Source organism: Streptomyces sp. SS8 (assembly GCF_054072955.1).
The window spans coordinates 47,570-62,188 of sequence record NZ_JBSVCZ010000026.1 but is presented as its reverse complement, the minus strand read 5'-3'; the positions used below and the strand labels follow the sequence as shown (position 1 = coordinate 62,188).

Here is a 14,619-nt window from a genome sequence, read left to right as displayed (position 1 = left end):
GCCACCGCCAACTGACCACTGGCTCGCAAGGGGGAAACATGACCGCCATCGACGTACCCGAGGACCGGCTCCGGGAGGACCGGCTCTTCTCCGCCCTCGCCAATCCGACCCGGCGCGAGGTGCTGAGGCTGCTGCGGGTGAAGGGGCCGCAGCCCGTGCAGCGGCTGGCCGACCACTTCGACATGCGCAGGCCGAGTCTGTCGGAGCATCTGAAGGTGCTCCGGGAGGCCGGTCTGGTCAGCGAGCGGCGCAAGGGGAGGGAGAGGCACTACCGGCTGGAGGCCGGACCGCTCAGCGAGGTGCAGCACTGGCTGGGCCCGTACGAGCGGTTCTGGCGCGGGATGGAGGATCTGGAGGGTCTGCGCGGCCTCCTGGACGGAGGGCCGGGCGACACCGGCGCCTGAACGGCGCGACGGCCGGTGCGCGCGGTGGGACGGGGCGGGCAACGCGCATCGTCCCACCGCCCGGGCGCGGACAGAGCGCGGACCGGGTGCGGACCGGCCTCTCGACAGGTTGTCATTACGCCGTGACAGGCTGTCGTGCACGTGCATCTTCACGTGCATCCGCATGTGAACGGCGTTATGATCCAGGCTGGTTGACCGATTCAGCCCCTGACGCACCCGACCGCCGCCCCCGACCGCACAGCCGGGAGAGTCCGATGCCCCACGCATACAACGGCATGGCAGCCAGGGACCTCCACGGGGTCGTCTGGCAGAAGAGCAGACACAGCAACTCGCAGGGAGCGTGCGTGGAGTTCGCCAAGCTCCCCGGCGGAGAGGTGGCCGTACGGAACTCGCGCCATCCGGACGGCCCCGCACTGGTCTACACCCCGGCCGAGGTCGAGGCGATGCTGCTCGGCGTCAAGGACGGCGAGTTCGACCACCTCATACAGGACTGACGCCGGATCCCCGCCCGGGGTTCACTCTGAACAGCGCCCAGACCACTTTTCCGGGCATGGCGCCGGCCATCGGCTGCCATCCCCAGTCGTCGCTGAAGGACTCGACGAGGAAGAGGCCGCGCCCGGACTCCGCCGCGTCGTCGAAGAACCCCCCGCCGAAACCCCCGCCGAACTCGCCGTCGAGTTCGTCGCCGAAATCGCAGCCGATGCCGCCGAGTTCGACGGTGAGCCCCTCGCCGGGCCTTTTCGCCACGGGCGCCTTTCCGCTGGGATCGCGCACGGCGCACACCAGGCGGCCGGACCAGTGCATCAGATGGAGCCGCACGGGCGGATCCAGGACTTCGCCGGGAACGGCGCCCGGCACGCCGTGGCGCAGGGCGTTGGTCACCAGCTCCGAGACCACCAGGGCCACGGTGTCGAAGTGTCCGGCCAGCCGCCAGCGCAGCAGTACGTTCCGGGTGAACTCACGGGCGGTCCTCACCGCCTCGTAGCGCGGCTGGAGCGCGCAGGAGGCCGAACCGGAGAGCGCGTCGGGGTCGAGCGACGGGAAGTCATGCCATAACCGGTCGAGCACGGTCGGTCCTTCGGTCCCCATGACGAGACACTCCTGGCATTGCGGCGGCCATGGCCCTGGCGGACCCCGTCAGCGGTGGTGCTCCGTATCGCGTTCCGCTCGTTGCGCTGTTTCGGTGGATCGTTCACATGCCCAAGTACCCGGATCCCGCTTGCACTTGTGCTTTCCCCATGGTTCCCAATGCCCACAGCAGATGCAAGGGCAGATGCACGTGCACGAAGGACTTTCGATTCTGTGTAACCGCCTGGGCACACAACGAAGGCATTGGTGGCAGACTGCACTGGTGCAGGGGTGGAGAGCTGAACACAAACAGGAGCATTCCCGGTGAAAAACGGAGTGAACGGGGCCAACGGGTCGAGTGGGTCCATGGTGCGCCGCATCCTGCTCGGTTCCCAGCTGCGGCGGCTCCGCGAGTCCCGCGGGGTCACCCGGGAGGCGGCCGGATATTCCATCCGGGCCTCCGAATCGAAGATCAGCCGCATGGAGTTGGGGCGTGTGAGCTTCAAGGCGCGGGACGTGGCGGACCTGCTCACGCTGTACGGCATCACCGACGAGGCCGAGCGCGAGCCGCTGCTGAGCCTCGCCCGTGAGTCCAGCGTCGCGGGCTGGTGGCACAACTACAGCGACGTGCTGCCGAACTGGTTCCAGACGTACGTCGGCCTGGAGGGCGCGGCCTCGCACATCGGCGTCTACGAGGTGCAGTTCGTCTCCGGGCTGCTCCAGACGGAGGACTACGCGCGGGCGGTCGTCACCAGTGGCCACCGGCCGGGGCTGTCGCCGGAGGAGGTCGACCGCCGTGTCGCCCTGCGCCTGGAGCGCCAGAAGCTGCTGCTGTCCGAGCAGGCCCCGGAGTTCCGCTGCGTGCTGGACGAGGCCGCGCTGCGCCGGCCCTACGGCGGCCGCGAGGTGATGGACGCCCAGCTGCGGCACCTCGCGGAACTCTCCGAGCTGCCCCACATCACCCTTCAGGTGATGCCGTTCGACACCGGCGGGCACCCGGCCGAGAGCGGTGCCTTCACGCTGCTGCGCTTCCCCGAGTCGGAGATCTCCGACATCGTCTACCTGGAGCACCTCACCAGCGCCCTCTACGTCGACAAGCCGGAGGAGGTCGCCCAGTACGAGGACGTCCTCGACCGTCTGCTGCGGGACAGCCTCGGCCCGGAGGACAGCCGCGCCCTCCTCCACCGGGTCCGCGGGCAGATCTGACCGGCCCGGCCGGCGGACGGCGTCCCGGCCGGGGTGCGCGGAACGCCGCCGGCGCAGGGAGGGAGGACCGGCCGGAGGACGCGCCGGGAGGACGTTGAGGACAGAAGCCGTCCCCAAGACCTCATAGCGTCGTTATCGGTGAAGGGGCCGGAAAGACGGCCCGATGACCGACCGATGTGTGAGGAGACCCCCCATGCCCGTTCCTGTCGCTTCCGAGAACCGCGGCGACGAGCGCGGAGCCCTGCTCGACTATCTGGAGGCCCAGCGAGGCGGCATCCGCCGGGCCCTCCACGGCCTCACCGACGAGCAGGCGCGCAGCAGGCCGACCGTCAGCGCCTTCTCCCTGGCCGGCATCCTCAAGCACGTCGCGGTGGGGGAGCGCGGTGCGCTGGCGATGATGCGCGGCGAGCCCTTCGACTTCAGGACCAGCCTGAAGGGCTGGGAGGACAGCCTGGCCGTCAGGGACGACGAGACGGTCGAGGAACTGCTGGACCTCTACGGGCGGGTGGCGCGCGAGACCGAGGAGGCCGTCCGGGCGCTGCCCTCCCTCGACGACACCTTCGAGGCCCCCAAGATGCCCTGGGACGAGGGCGGGCCCCGCTCCTGGCGCTGGGGCCTGCTCCACCAGATCGAGGAGACGGCCCGGCACGCCGGGCACGCCGACATCATCCGCGAGACGATCGACGGCAAGGGCGCCTTCGACCTGGTCTTCGCCACGGGCGCGCTGCCGGAGCCGGACTGGTCGTCCTTCCGGTGACCTCCCGCGCCCGCGCCCGCCGCCGCCCGTCTACGCTGGTCGGCGGCGGACGCCGGGAGGACCGGCGAACCGGTGGGTCGGTGAGGGGACGGTGGTGTCGGCGGTGTCGGCGATCCGGTTGCTGGTGCTGGGCGCGGTCCGCCAGCACGGGCGCGCACACGGCTACCAGGTCCGCAACGACCTGGAGTTCTGGGGCGCGCACCAGTGGTCCAGCGCCAAGCCGGGGTCGATCTACCACGCGCTCAAGCAGATGGCGAAGCAGGGCCTGCTGACCGCCCACGACACCGAGCCGAGCACGGCCGGCGGCCCGCCGCGCACCGAGTACGAGCTGACCGCCGCCGGCGAGGCGGAGTACCAGCGGCTGCTGCGCTGGGCACTCACGGCGCACGACGAGAAGCCGGACGTGCTCACGGCCGGGGTCGGCCTCATCGTCGACCTGCCGCGCCGGGAGGCGATCGAACTGCTCGGGCGGCGCGTGGCGGCGCTGGAGGAGTGGAGCGCCGAGGTCGCCGCGGAGTGGACGCCCCCGGGCGCCCCGGAGGAGTGGGGCCACATCGGCGAGATCATGAGGCTGTGGGTGCACAACGCCGCCGGCGGCGCGGAGTGGGCCCGGGGCCTGATCGAGCGCCTGGAGAGGGGCGCGTACGTGATGGCGGGCGAGGGCGAGCGGTCGGTGGAGGTGCTGCCCGAGGGGGTGGAGAACCCCTACGCGGAGCGTCCGCACGACCGCCCACGCGACTGACGCGGCGCAGGCGCCGCGCTCCGGCGCCTGCAACGCATCTCACACCCGACGGCCACCTTCACGCCCCCTTCCGGAAGGGTGCCCGGCCGTATCCTCGCTGAGGAGGAACGGACATATCCCGCCCGGAACGGGAAGCCTGACGTCCGTGCGAGAAGACGACTGGAGGCGTGAGGAGCGACGAGCTTGGCCCTGGAGACCACGAGGAACAGCACGGTGACCGAGACCGGCCGTCCGGAGGACCGCAGGTCCGCACCGGAGGAGACCCACAGCGCCTTCGCCCCGCCCTCCGGCGTACCGCTGGCGTCCCCGTACTCCGAGGACGAGCATCCCACCTCCGAGTTCGCCGTCCCCGAGGGGCTGAGGGCCCCCGCGCCGCAGCCGGAGGACGAGCACCCCACCTCCGAGTTCGCCGTGCCCGAGGGCGTGCGCAAGGCGTCGGCCTTCGAGCCCGGATCCGCCTTCACCCCGCCCGAGGGCATCCCGGTGATCAACAACCTGGTGCGGCCGGGCGCGCCCTGGCAGGACCGGATGCGCACCATGGTCCGGATGCCGCTGGGGGAGCGGCCGATACCCGAACGGCCCCGGCGCACCGACGAGGAGGACGCGGACACCGGGCCGTCGGCGCCCCGTGTGCTCGACCTGACCCTGCGTATCGCCGAGCTGCTGCTCGCGGGCGGCGAGGGCGCCGAGGACGTCGAGGCGGCGATGTTCGGTGTGGCCCACGCGTACGGGCTGGACCGCTGCGAACCGACGGTCACCTTCACCCTGCTGACGATCACCTACCAGCCGTCCCTGGTGGACGACCCGGTCTCGCTGAGCCGTACGGTCCGCCGCCGCGGCACCGACTACAACCGGCTGTCGGCGGTCTACCGCCTGGTGGCCGACATCACCGACGGCGACGTGACGCTGGAGGAGGCCTACGGCCGCCTCGCCGAGATCCGCCGCAACCGGCACCCGTACTCCAAGGGCACGCTCACCGTCGCCAGCGGCCTGCTGGCGGGCGCCGCGTCCACCCTGGTGGGCGGTGGCTGGCTGGTCTTCCTCCTGGCCGCGCTCGGCGCGATGCTCGGCGACCGGCTCGCCTGGTTCTTCTCCCAGCGCGGGATGCCGGAGTTCTACCAGTTCGTGGCGGCGGCGATGCCGCCCGCGGTGCTGGGGGTGCTGGTGCGGCTGTTCGCCGCGGACCTCGGCCTGGACATCAGGGCCTCCGCGGTCGTCACCGGCGGCCTGTTCCCGCTGATCCCCGGTAGAGCGCTGGTGGCCGCCGTGCACGACGGGCTGACCGGCTTCTACATCACGGCCTCGGCCCGTCTGCTGGAGGTCGTCTACCTGGTCGTCGGCATCGTCTGCGGTGTGCTGCTGGTGCTCTACATCGGCGCCGAGATGGGCGCCCAGTTCGACCCGGAGGGCCTGGACATCCGCAGCCGGCCGCTGATCCAGCTCCTGGCGGCGATGCTGCTGGCGCTGACCTTCTGCGTCCTGCTCCAGCAGGAGCGCTCCACCGTGCTGCTCGCCACGCTCAACGGCGGCGTCGCCTGGCTGGTGTACGGCGCGATGGCCGACACCGGCGGGATCGACCCCGTCGCGGCGACCGCGGCGGCGGCGGGCCTGGTGGGCCTGTTCGGGCAGCTGATGTCGCGCTACCGGTTCGTCTCGGCGCTGCCGTACATCACGGCGGCGATCGGGCCGCTGCTGCCCGGTAGCGCCATCTACTTCGGGCTGATCGGCATCGCCCAGGGGGACCTGGACCACGGTCTGCCGAACCTGTCCAGGGCCGCGGCCCTGGCGCTGGCGATCGCGATCGGCGTCAACCTGGGGAACGAACTGGCCCGCCTGTTCATCAAGACGCCGGGCCGGGAGGCCCCGCTGCCGGGGCGGCGCGCGGCCAAGCGGACCCGCGGCTTCTGATCCCGGCCCGTGCGGGCGGGGCACGCCCGCACGACGGGGCACCGCGCCGCGAACGGGCACGTCCCGGAAACGGTCCGTGCCCCGGGGCGTACACGGCACGGCGGCCGCGTACGCCCCGGGGCACGGGGAGCCGGACCGGGTCCGCCCGCGGCGGACCCGGCGGGCTCAGTGGTGGCCGCCGCCCGAGGCCTCCAGGCGCTTGATCGATGCCTCGACCTCGGCCTCGGCGTCGGCACGGCCGACCCAGTCCGCGCCCTCGACGGACTTGCCGGGCTCCAGGTCCTTGTAGACCTCGAAGAAGTGCTGGATCTCCAGCCGGTCGAACTCGCTCACGTGGTGGATGTCGCGCAGGTGCTCCATGCGCGGGTCGGACGCGGGCACGCACAGCAGCTTGTCGTCGCCGCCGGCCTCGTCCGTCATGCGGAACATGCCGATCGCCCGGCACTTGATGATGCAGCCGGGGAAGGTCGGCTCCTCCAGCAGCACCAGCGCGTCCAGCGGGTCTCCGTCCTCACCCAGGGTGTTGTCGACGAAGCCGTAGTCGGCCGGGTACACGGTGGAGGTGAACAGGTGCCGGTCGAGCCGGATGCGACCGGTCTCGTGGTCCACCTCGTACTTGTTCCGCGAACCCTTCGGGATCTCGATGACGACGTCGAACTCCAAGGGAGACTCCTCCGTATGCTTCAGCACTCGTCAGTGGCCCGGGGGCTTCCCCCGGAGAGCGGCGATGTGGTGGTTAAGTGTCCCTCACGCAGGTGTGTGGTCGCGAAAGGGGCTGGTCCGAGGTGCGGGACACATGGCGGGTGGTGGCCGGTTCCGCCGCCGCCGGACTCGCGGTCGCGGTGGCGGCTGTGGCCGTCGCCGGACCCTGGGACTCCGGCCAGCGTACGGCCGAGCGGGCCCGCGCCGCCTCCTGGGACCGCGGCAGTGGCGCGGACCACACGGGAGGGGGCCTCGCCGGCGGCCCCGCCCCGGCGCCCAGCGCCGCCGAGGTGCTCACCGCCCTGGGCGCCACCCCCGCCGGGGAGGGCCGGGACGGCAGGGGCGGCCGGGGAGAGGAGGCCGCCGGCAAGACCGGGCCGGAGCCGGGCGAGGCGCCCGCCCCCGACCCCGCCGCGCTCGCCGAAGCGCTCCGGCCACTGCTGGAGGACGGCGTCCTGGGCACGCTCCGTACCGCCTCGGTGGTGGACGTGGCCACCGGGCGGGAGCTGTACGGCGCCCGGGCCGGCCGGGGCGTCGCGCCCGCCTCCACCGTGAAGATCGCGACGGCGGTCGCCGCCCTGTCGGCCCTCGGGCCGGACCACCGCATCCCCACCCGGGTGGTGTGGGACGCGGACGCAGAGCGGGTCCTCCTGATCGGCGGCGGCGACCCCACGGTCACCCCCGCCGCGCTGCGGCGGCTGGCCGACGCCACCGCCCGGGAGCTGAGGGAGCGCGGTGTGAAGCGGGTCGAGCCGGCCTACGACGTCTCGCTCTACTCCGGGCCCGCCCGCCACCCGATCGGGCCGAACGAGAACATCGCGCCGGTCAGCGCGCTGATGGTGAACGAGGGCCGCCTCGACGACAGCACCCGCGGGCCCGCCCCCCGCTCCGGCGACCCGGCCCGGGACGCCGCCGTGATCTTCGCCGACCGCCTGCGCGAACGCGGCGTCGGAACCGAGGGTCCCGGACACCCCGGCCGCGCCCGCAGGGCGCCGCGGGGCGCCGAGGAGCTGGCCGTCCACCGCTCCGCGCCGCTGGCGGAGCTGGTGGAGCGGATGATGCTCCACAGCGACAACGACATCGCCGAGGCCCTCTTCCGGCAGACCGCCGTCGCGCGCGGCGAGCCCGCGAGCTTCGCCGGAGCCGGACGGGCGGTGCGCGCGCAGCTCGCCGGGTACGACCGGACGCTGCCGCTGAAGGGCGCCCGCTTCGCCGACGGCAGCGGGCTGGACCGGTCCGGCAGGGTCTCGGCCGGCCTGCTGACCCGGCTGCTGGTCCTCGCGGCCGATCCCGCCCGCCCCGAACTGCGGTCCGCGCTGACGGGGCTGCCCGTGGCCCGTTTCAGCGGCACGCTCGGCGGCCGCTACGACGACGGGGCGACCCGCACCGGAGCGGGCCTGGTCCGCGCCAAGACCGGCACGCTGACCGGGATCAACACCCTGGCGGGCACGGTCGTGGACGCCGACGGCAGGCTCCTGGCCTTCGCGTTCACGGCGTCGGGCACCACCGACCGCTACGGCGCCCACGAGGCCCTGGACCGGCTCGCCGCCACCCTGGCCGGCTGCGGCTGCCGCTGACCGGCCCGGCCGCTCCGCCCCGGGCCCCTCCGGAATCCACCCGGCCCGTCACGGCCCCCGCCCCCCGGGCAGGCGTGACGGGCCGCCCGCGCGGGCACCCTTGCCCGGGCACCGGTCCGCTCCCGTTCGGGGGCACCGGCACGTACGGTGAAGTCATGACGAGCCTCGGTGGTGTGGAGATGGTCGACTGGAATCTCGCGGTGGCGACCGCGACCCGGCTCGTGAAGCCCGGGCCCGAAGTGAGCCGCGAGGAGGCACGGGAGGCCGTCGCCGAACTGCGGCGGCACGCCGCGGCGGCCGAGGAGCACGTGCGCGGCTTCACGCGGATGACGCCCGACGGCGCGGCGGACACCCCCGTGCTCGTCGTGGACCGGCCCGGCTGGATCCGGGCGAACGTGGCGGGCTTCCGCGAGCTGCTGTCGCCGCTGCTGGACAAGATGCGGGCGCGGCGCGGCGCCGGCCCCGGCAACGCGGTGCTCGGCGCGGTCGGCGGCAAGGTGACCGGCGTCGAGGTCGGGATGCTGCTGTCGTTCATGGCCTCGCGCGTCCTGGGCCAGTACGAGACCTTCGCCCCGCCCACCCGCGACCTGCCGGGGGCCCCGGGGGAGGGCGGCGGGCGGCTGCTGCTGGTCGCGCCGAACATCGTGCACATCGAGCGGGAGCTGGACGTCGACCCGCACGACTTCCGGCTGTGGGTGTGCCTGCACGAGGAGACGCACCGCACCCAGTTCTCCGCCGTCCCCTGGCTGCGCGACCACATCGAGGGGGAGATCCACGCCTTCCTGGGGGAGACCGACATGGAGCCCTCAGCGCTGCTGGAGCGGCTGCGCGAGGCCGTCCAGTCGCTGGCCGGGAGCGGCCGCCCGGAGCCCGGCGAGGGCGGGGAGCCGGACGGGGGGCACAGCCTCGTCGAGCTGGTGCAGACCCCCGCGCAGCGCGAGGTCCTGGGCCGCATCACCGCGGTGATGTCGCTGCTGGAGGGGCACGCGGACTACGTGATGGACGGCGTCGGCCCCCAGGTGGTGCCGACGGTCGCCGAGATCCGGGAGAAGTTCCAGAAGCGCCGCGCGGCCGGCGCGGGCCGCCTCGACCAGGCGCTGCGCAGGCTGCTGGGGCTCGACGCCAAGCTGCGCCAGTACCGCGACGGCGAGCGGTTCGTGCGGGTGGTGGTCGAGGAGGTCGGGATGGACGGCTTCAACCGTGTGTGGACCTCCCCCAACACGCTGCCCACCAGGGCGGAGATCGCCGAGCCGGCGGAGTGGATCGCGAGGGTGCACCGGAAAGCGGACTGATGACCGCCGGACGCCGGGACAATCACTCTTACGAGGGACCGTGGGCGGCGGGTGCGCGTGCGATGCTCAGGGATACGGCACTTCTCTGTCACCATCGACGCACTCAGCGTAGTCATCGACTGCGCGGCCACGACTCCCCGAGGAAGTGAACGGACATGGGTCCCCACCCCGCGGTCGCCGCGATACGCCTGGCGGTTCGCCGCACACTCCGTGACGTACTCCAGGACGCCCCCGGCGCCCCGGCCGGTCCCTCCGCCCCGCGCCGGCGCCCTCCGCTCGTACTCGTCGCCTGCTCCGGCGGCGCCGACTCGATGGCGCTCGCCTCCGCCCTCGCCTTCGAGGCTCCCCGCCTCGGCCTGCGCGCCGGGGGCCTCACCGTCGACCACGGCCTGCAGCCCGGCTCCGGTGACCGGGCCCGGGAGGTCGTCTGCCGCCTCGCCGAGCTCTCCCTCGAACCGGCCGAGGCCCTCACCGTGGCCGTCGGCCGCGAAGGCGGCCCCGAGGCCGCCGCCCGCACCGCCCGCTACACCGCCCTCGACGAGGCCGCCGACCGCCTCGGCGCCGCCGCGGTCCTCCTCGGGCACACCCGCGACGACCAGGCCGAGACGGTGCTGCTCGGCCTGGCCCGGGGCTCCGGCACCCGCTCGCTGTCCGGAATGGCCGCCGTGTCCGGCTCGCCGGCCGGGCGCCGGGATCTCGGGCACCGCTATCTGCGGCCGTTCCTCACCGTGGACCGGCAGACCACCCGCAAGGCGTGCATGGTGCAGTCGCTGCCGGTCTGGGACGACCCGCACAACGCCGATCCCGCGTTCACCCGCTCCCGGGTGCGCCACGACGCACTGCCGGCCCTGGAGAAGGCGCTCGGCAAGGGCGTGGTCGAGGCCCTGGCCCGCACCGCGCAGCTCTCGCGGGACGACGCCGACGCCCTCGACGCCTGGGCCCGCGACGCCGAGCGGGAGGTCCGTGCGGAGCTTCCGCCCTCCCGGCGGACGCCCCGGCCGGCGGCTCGGACCGGCGGGGGCGGCGATGTCGCGAATGTCGCGGATCTCACAGGGGAGTCCGGATCCGCCCTCGACGCCGCCCGGCTCGGCGCCCTGCCGCCCGCCGTCCGCCGGCGTGTGCTGCGCCGCGCGGCGGTCGCGGCCGGTTCCCCGGCGGGCTCGCTGTTCGCCCGCCACATCGAGGAGATGGACCGGCTGGTCACCGAGTGGCACGGCCAGCGGGCCATCAGCCTGCCCGGCCGGGTGGCCGCCCGGAGGCAGGGTGGCACACTGGTCATCCGGCAAGTGTGATCCCCGACCGAGAGCAGCAGGGTGGACGACAAGGACATGGGCGCCGACCTCAAGTCGGTGCTCATCACCAAGGAAGAGATCGACGCGAAGCTGGCCGAGCTGGCGGAGGCGATCGACGCGGAGTACGAGGGTGAGGACCTGCTCCTGGTCGGGGTCCTCAAGGGCGCGGTGATGGTCATGGCGGACCTCGCCCGGGCCCTGTCCTCGCCGGTCACCATGGACTGGATGGCGGTGTCGTCCTACGGCGCGGGCACCCAGTCCTCCGGCGTGGTCCGCATCCTCAAGGACCTGGACACCGACATCAAGGGGCGGCACGTCCTGATCGTCGAGGACATCATCGACTCCGGCCTGACGCTGTCCTGGCTGCTGTCGAACCTCGGCTCGCGCGAGCCCGCCTCGCTGAACGTCTGCACCCTGCTGCGCAAGCCGGACGCGGCGAAGGTGGCGATCGACGTGAAGTGGGTCGGCTTCGACATCCCCAACGAGTTCGTCGTCGGCTACGGGCTGGACTACGCGGAGAAGTACCGCAACCTGCCGTTCGTGGGGACGCTGGCGCCGCACGTCTACGGAGGCTGACGGGCCGGGACGGGCCCGGGGTGCCGTCCGGGAACGTTCGGGGGGTCCCCCGGCGTTGGAACGGGCGGACGGGGATGTTGCCCACCGTCCGCCGGCGGCACCCGCCTCGGCAGTGCTTCGGGCCGTGATCCTGGGGTACCGTCCGAAGGTCGGTCTGTTGGGGCAATCCGTTCGTAGGCCGAGCAAGCCGGAGTAATACACCGTACGCACAGGCGATCTCACCCGAGGTCGCGGTGCCTCACTGTGGCAGGAGGGACGGGGCGCGCGCCGCCCCGTGTGGATGGACGTGAAGCGCTACTTCCGTGGTCCCGTCATGTGGATCGTGCTGGCAGCCCTCGCCGTGGTCGTGTTGATGAACGTCGTCGGCTCGTCCGGCGGCTACAAGACGGTGGACACCGGCCAGGTCGTGCAGGCGATCAACGAGAACAAGGTCAGGTCCGCCGAGCTGACGACCGGCGACGAGCAGACCGTCAAGGTCGAGCTCACCGAGGGCACGAAGATCGAGGGCAGCGACAAGATCAAGGCCAGCTACATCGACCAGCAGGGCGTCGATCTGGCCAAGCAGTTGCAGTCCAAGTACCAGGACGGGCAGATCAAGGACGGTTACACCGTCTCGCCGCAGAAGCAGAACCCGTTCCTCGGGATGCTGCTCTCGCTGCTGCCGTTCGTACTGATCGTGATCGTCTTCCTGTTCCTGATGAACCAGATGCAGGGCGGCGGCTCCCGGGTGATGAACTTCGGGAAGTCCAAGGCGAAGCTGATCACCAAGGACACCCCCAAGACGACCTTCGCGGACGTCGCCGGCTCGGACGAGGCGGTCGAGGAACTCCACGAGATCAAGGAGTTCCTCCAGGAGCCCGCCAAGTTCCAGGCCGTCGGCGCGAAGATCCCCAAGGGCGTGCTGCTCTACGGCCCGCCCGGCACCGGCAAGACGCTGCTCGCGCGCGCCGTCGCGGGCGAGGCGGGCGTCCCGTTCTATTCGATCTCCGGCTCCGACTTCGTCGAGATGTTCGTCGGCGTCGGCGCCTCGCGGGTGCGCGACCTGTTCGAGCAGGCCAAGGCGAACGCCCCGGCGATCGTCTTCGTCGACGAGATCGACGCCGTCGGCCGCCACCGCGGCGCCGGCATGGGCGGCGGCCACGACGAGCGCGAGCAGACGCTGAACCAGCTGCTGGTCGAGATGGACGGCTTCGACGTCAAGGGCGGCGTCATCCTGATCGCCGCCACCAACCGCCCGGACATCCTCGACCCGGCGCTGCTGCGCCCGGGCCGTTTCGACCGGCAGATCGCCGTGGACCGCCCCGACATGCAGGGCCGTCTGGAGATCCTCAAGGTGCACGCCAAGGGCAAGCCGATGGAGCCCGACGTGGACCTGTCCGCGGTCGCCCGCCGCACCCCCGGCTTCACCGGCGCGGATCTGTCCAACGTGCTCAACGAGGCCGCGCTGCTCACCGCGCGCAGCGACAAGAAGCTGATCGACAACCACTTCCTGGACGAGGCGATCGACCGCGTCGTGGCCGGACCGCAGAAGCGGACCCGGATCATGAGCGACAAGGAGAAGAAGATCACCGCGTACCACGAGGGCGGTCACGCCCTGGTCGCGGCGGCCTCACCGAACTCCGACCCCGTCCACAAGATCACCATTCTCTCCCGCGGCCGGGCGCTGGGCTACACGATGGTCCTGCCCGACGAGGACAAGTACTCCACCACGCGCAACGAGATGCTCGACCAGCTCGCTTACATGCTGGGTGGGCGCGCGGCCGAGGAACTGGTCTTCCACGACCCGACCACCGGCGCCGCCAACGACATCGAGAAGGCGACCGCCACGGCCCGCGCCATGGTCACGCAGTACGGCATGACCGAGCGGCTGGGCGCGATCAAGTTCGGCTCCGACAACTCCGAGCCCTTCCTGGGCAAGGAGATGGGCCACCAGCGCGACTACTCCGAGGAGGTCGCCGGGCTGGTGGACGAGGAGGTCAAGAAACTGATCGAGACCGCCCACAACGAGGCGTGGGAGATCCTCGTCGAGAACCGGGACGTCCTGGACAACCTGGTGCTGGCCCTCCTGGAGAAGGAGACCCTCGGCAAGGAGGAGATCGCCGAGATCTTCCGGCCGATCGTCAAGCGCCCGCCGCGCCCGGCCTGGACGGGCTCCGCGCGCCGGATGCCCTCCACCCGCCCGCCGGTCTCCACCCCCAAGGAGCTGGCCCTGACCAACGGCACGCAGCCCGGTCAGGAGAAGGGCAAGGAGATCGGCCCGACGGACACCGCGCTCTCCAAGGAGACCCGCCTGCCGTCCGACGAGCCCCGGCCGGAGAGCTGACACAGGCTTTCGGCGCCGGCCCCCGGGCCGGTGGTGAACGGACCCCGAGGAATGCCCGCCGCGCCCCTCCGGTTGACTACCGGAGGGGCGCGGCTTTTCGCCATCCGCAATCGAGAAAGAGGACCACATGATCGACCCGGTGACGCTGGAGGGCGAGGGCTCCGTCGGAGAGTTCGACGAGAAGCGTGCCGAGAACGCCATACGGGAGCTGCTCATCGCGGTCGGCGAGGACCCCGACCGCGAGGGCCTGCGCGAGACGCCGGCCCGGGTGGCCCGGGCGTACCGGGAGATATTCGCGGGCCTGCGGCAGCGGCCGGAGGACGTGCTGACCACCACCTTCGACCTCGGTCACGACGAGATGGTGCTGGTCAAGGACATCGAGCTGCTGTCCTCCTGCGAGCACCACCTGCTGCCCTTCCACGGGGTGGCGCACGTCGGCTACATCCCGGCCGACTCCGGCAAGATCACCGGCCTGTCGAAGCTCGCCCGGCTGGTGGAGGTCTTCGCCCGCCGCCCCCAGGTCCAGGAGCGTCTGACGACGCAGATCGCCGACTCCCTGATGGAGATCCTGGAGGCGCGCGGCGTGATCGTCGTCATCGAGTGCGAGCACATGTGCATGACGGTCCGCGGCGTCCGCAAGCCCGGGGCCAAGACCATCACCTCCGCGGTCCGCGGCCAGCTCCGGGACTCCGCCACCCGCGCCGAGGCGATGAGCCTGATCATGGCCCGCTGACCGCTGATCCCGGCTGACCACTGACCCCCCGGCCGGCCG

The 14,619-nt window shown here is 72.3% G+C and carries 14 protein-coding genes; 12 read left to right on the top strand and 2 right to left on the bottom strand.

Going from position 1 to position 14,619, the window contains the following annotated elements; translation table 11 throughout:
- Positions 1 to 38: 38 nt before the first annotated feature.
- The gene (locus tag ACW69E_RS22645) at positions 39 to 404 is read left to right on the top strand and encodes an ArsR/SmtB family transcription factor (RefSeq protein ID WP_457500113.1); all 366 of its coding nucleotides are present in this window, start codon (positions 39 to 41) and stop codon (positions 402 to 404) included.
- A 254-nt stretch (positions 405 to 658) separates the two neighbouring features.
- Entirely contained in the window at positions 659 to 898 is a 240-nt protein-coding gene (locus ACW69E_RS22640) for a DUF397 domain-containing protein (RefSeq protein WP_093852146.1), read from the top strand.
- Here the strand turns inward: ACW69E_RS22640 and ACW69E_RS22635 are convergent.
- The gene (locus ACW69E_RS22635; RefSeq protein WP_457500112.1) at positions 885 to 1,493 is read right to left on the bottom strand and encodes an ATP-binding protein; all 609 of its coding nucleotides are present in this window, start codon (positions 1,491 to 1,493) and stop codon (positions 885 to 887) included. The genes ACW69E_RS22640 and ACW69E_RS22635 overlap by 14 nt on opposite strands.
- Before the next feature lie 345 nt (positions 1,494 to 1,838).
- On the opposite strand from ACW69E_RS22635, the gene ACW69E_RS22630 reads away from it, so the two are divergent.
- The 4 genes from ACW69E_RS22630 to ACW69E_RS22615 all read left to right on the top strand — a co-directional run bounded on the left by ACW69E_RS22630 (position 1,839) and on the right by ACW69E_RS22615 (position 6,085).
- Positions 1,839 to 2,678: a helix-turn-helix domain-containing protein gene (locus ACW69E_RS22630; RefSeq protein WP_457500111.1), complete on the top strand. Its 840-nt coding sequence runs from the start codon at positions 1,839 to 1,841 to the stop codon at positions 2,676 to 2,678.
- Between the two features lie 193 nt (positions 2,679 to 2,871).
- The gene (locus ACW69E_RS22625; protein WP_457500110.1) at positions 2,872 to 3,435 is read left to right on the top strand and encodes a DinB family protein; all 564 of its coding nucleotides are present in this window, start codon (positions 2,872 to 2,874) and stop codon (positions 3,433 to 3,435) included.
- A gap of 103 nt (positions 3,436 to 3,538) precedes the next feature.
- Positions 3,539 to 4,177, top strand: a complete 639-nt coding sequence (locus ACW69E_RS22620) for a PadR family transcriptional regulator (RefSeq protein WP_457500141.1) — start codon at positions 3,539 to 3,541, stop codon at positions 4,175 to 4,177.
- A 183-nt stretch (positions 4,178 to 4,360) separates the two neighbouring features.
- Positions 4,361 to 6,085 carry a threonine/serine ThrE exporter family protein gene (locus ACW69E_RS22615; protein WP_457500109.1) on the top strand — a complete coding sequence of 575 codons (1,725 nt, stop codon included), beginning with the start codon at positions 4,361 to 4,363 and terminating at the stop codon, positions 6,083 to 6,085.
- A gap of 165 nt (positions 6,086 to 6,250) precedes the next feature.
- Here ACW69E_RS22615 and ACW69E_RS22610 read toward each other — a convergent pair whose 3' ends face one another.
- Positions 6,251 to 6,748 carry an inorganic diphosphatase gene (locus ACW69E_RS22610; protein WP_093657646.1) on the bottom strand — a complete coding sequence of 166 codons (498 nt, stop codon included), beginning with the start codon at positions 6,746 to 6,748 and terminating at the stop codon, positions 6,251 to 6,253.
- A gap of 122 nt (positions 6,749 to 6,870) precedes the next feature.
- On the opposite strand from ACW69E_RS22610, the gene dacB reads away from it, so the two are divergent.
- The 6 genes from dacB (at position 6,871) to folE (ending at position 14,580) form a co-directional block, all read left to right on the top strand.
- Positions 6,871 to 8,364 carry a D-alanyl-D-alanine carboxypeptidase/D-alanyl-D-alanine endopeptidase gene (dacB, locus tag ACW69E_RS22605; protein WP_457500108.1) on the top strand — a complete coding sequence of 498 codons (1,494 nt, stop codon included), beginning with the start codon at positions 6,871 to 6,873 and terminating at the stop codon, positions 8,362 to 8,364.
- 155 nt (positions 8,365 to 8,519) lie between these two features.
- Entirely contained in the window at positions 8,520 to 9,656 is a 1,137-nt protein-coding gene (locus ACW69E_RS22600; protein ID WP_457500107.1) for a zinc-dependent metalloprotease, read from the top strand.
- A gap of 155 nt (positions 9,657 to 9,811) precedes the next feature.
- Positions 9,812 to 10,948, top strand: a complete 1,137-nt coding sequence (gene tilS / locus ACW69E_RS22595; protein ID WP_457500106.1) for a tRNA lysidine(34) synthetase TilS — start codon at positions 9,812 to 9,814, stop codon at positions 10,946 to 10,948.
- A gap of 36 nt (positions 10,949 to 10,984) precedes the next feature.
- Positions 10,985 to 11,524, top strand: a complete 540-nt coding sequence (gene hpt, locus ACW69E_RS22590; RefSeq protein ID WP_093657861.1) for a hypoxanthine phosphoribosyltransferase — start codon at positions 10,985 to 10,987, stop codon at positions 11,522 to 11,524.
- Between the two features lie 280 nt (positions 11,525 to 11,804).
- Positions 11,805 to 13,847 (top strand): ATP-dependent zinc metalloprotease FtsH, encoded by a 2,043-nt coding sequence (gene ftsH / locus ACW69E_RS22585; RefSeq protein WP_457500105.1) that lies wholly within the window; start codon positions 11,805 to 11,807, stop codon positions 13,845 to 13,847.
- A gap of 127 nt (positions 13,848 to 13,974) precedes the next feature.
- A complete protein-coding gene (folE, locus tag ACW69E_RS22580; RefSeq protein WP_410537312.1) occupies positions 13,975 to 14,580 on the top strand; it encodes a GTP cyclohydrolase I FolE in 606 nt (201 codons plus the stop codon).
- Positions 14,581 to 14,619: the final 39 nt, after the last annotated feature.

Excerpts from the sequence above, each read along its gene's own strand:
- ACW69E_RS22635 (WP_457500112.1), bottom strand. The coding sequence starts at position 1,493 with ATGGGGACCGAAGGACCGACCGTGCTCGACCGGTTATGGCATGACTTC.
- ACW69E_RS22645 (WP_457500113.1), top strand. The coding sequence starts at position 39 with ATGACCGCCATCGACGTACCCGAGGACCGGCTCCGGGAGGACCGGCTC.
- tilS (WP_457500106.1), top strand. The coding sequence starts at position 9,812 with ATGGGTCCCCACCCCGCGGTCGCCGCGATACGCCTGGCGGTTCGCCGC.
- ACW69E_RS22630 (WP_457500111.1), top strand. The coding sequence starts at position 1,839 with ATGGTGCGCCGCATCCTGCTCGGTTCCCAGCTGCGGCGGCTCCGCGAG.
- folE (WP_410537312.1), top strand. The coding sequence starts at position 13,975 with ATGATCGACCCGGTGACGCTGGAGGGCGAGGGCTCCGTCGGAGAGTTC.
- ftsH (WP_457500105.1), top strand. The coding sequence starts at position 11,805 with ATGGACGTGAAGCGCTACTTCCGTGGTCCCGTCATGTGGATCGTGCTG.
- hpt (WP_093657861.1), top strand. The coding sequence starts at position 10,985 with ATGGGCGCCGACCTCAAGTCGGTGCTCATCACCAAGGAAGAGATCGAC.
- ACW69E_RS22625 (WP_457500110.1), top strand. The coding sequence starts at position 2,872 with ATGCCCGTTCCTGTCGCTTCCGAGAACCGCGGCGACGAGCGCGGAGCC.
- ACW69E_RS22600 (WP_457500107.1), top strand. The coding sequence starts at position 8,520 with ATGACGAGCCTCGGTGGTGTGGAGATGGTCGACTGGAATCTCGCGGTG.
- ACW69E_RS22640 (WP_093852146.1), top strand. The coding sequence starts at position 659 with ATGCCCCACGCATACAACGGCATGGCAGCCAGGGACCTCCACGGGGTC.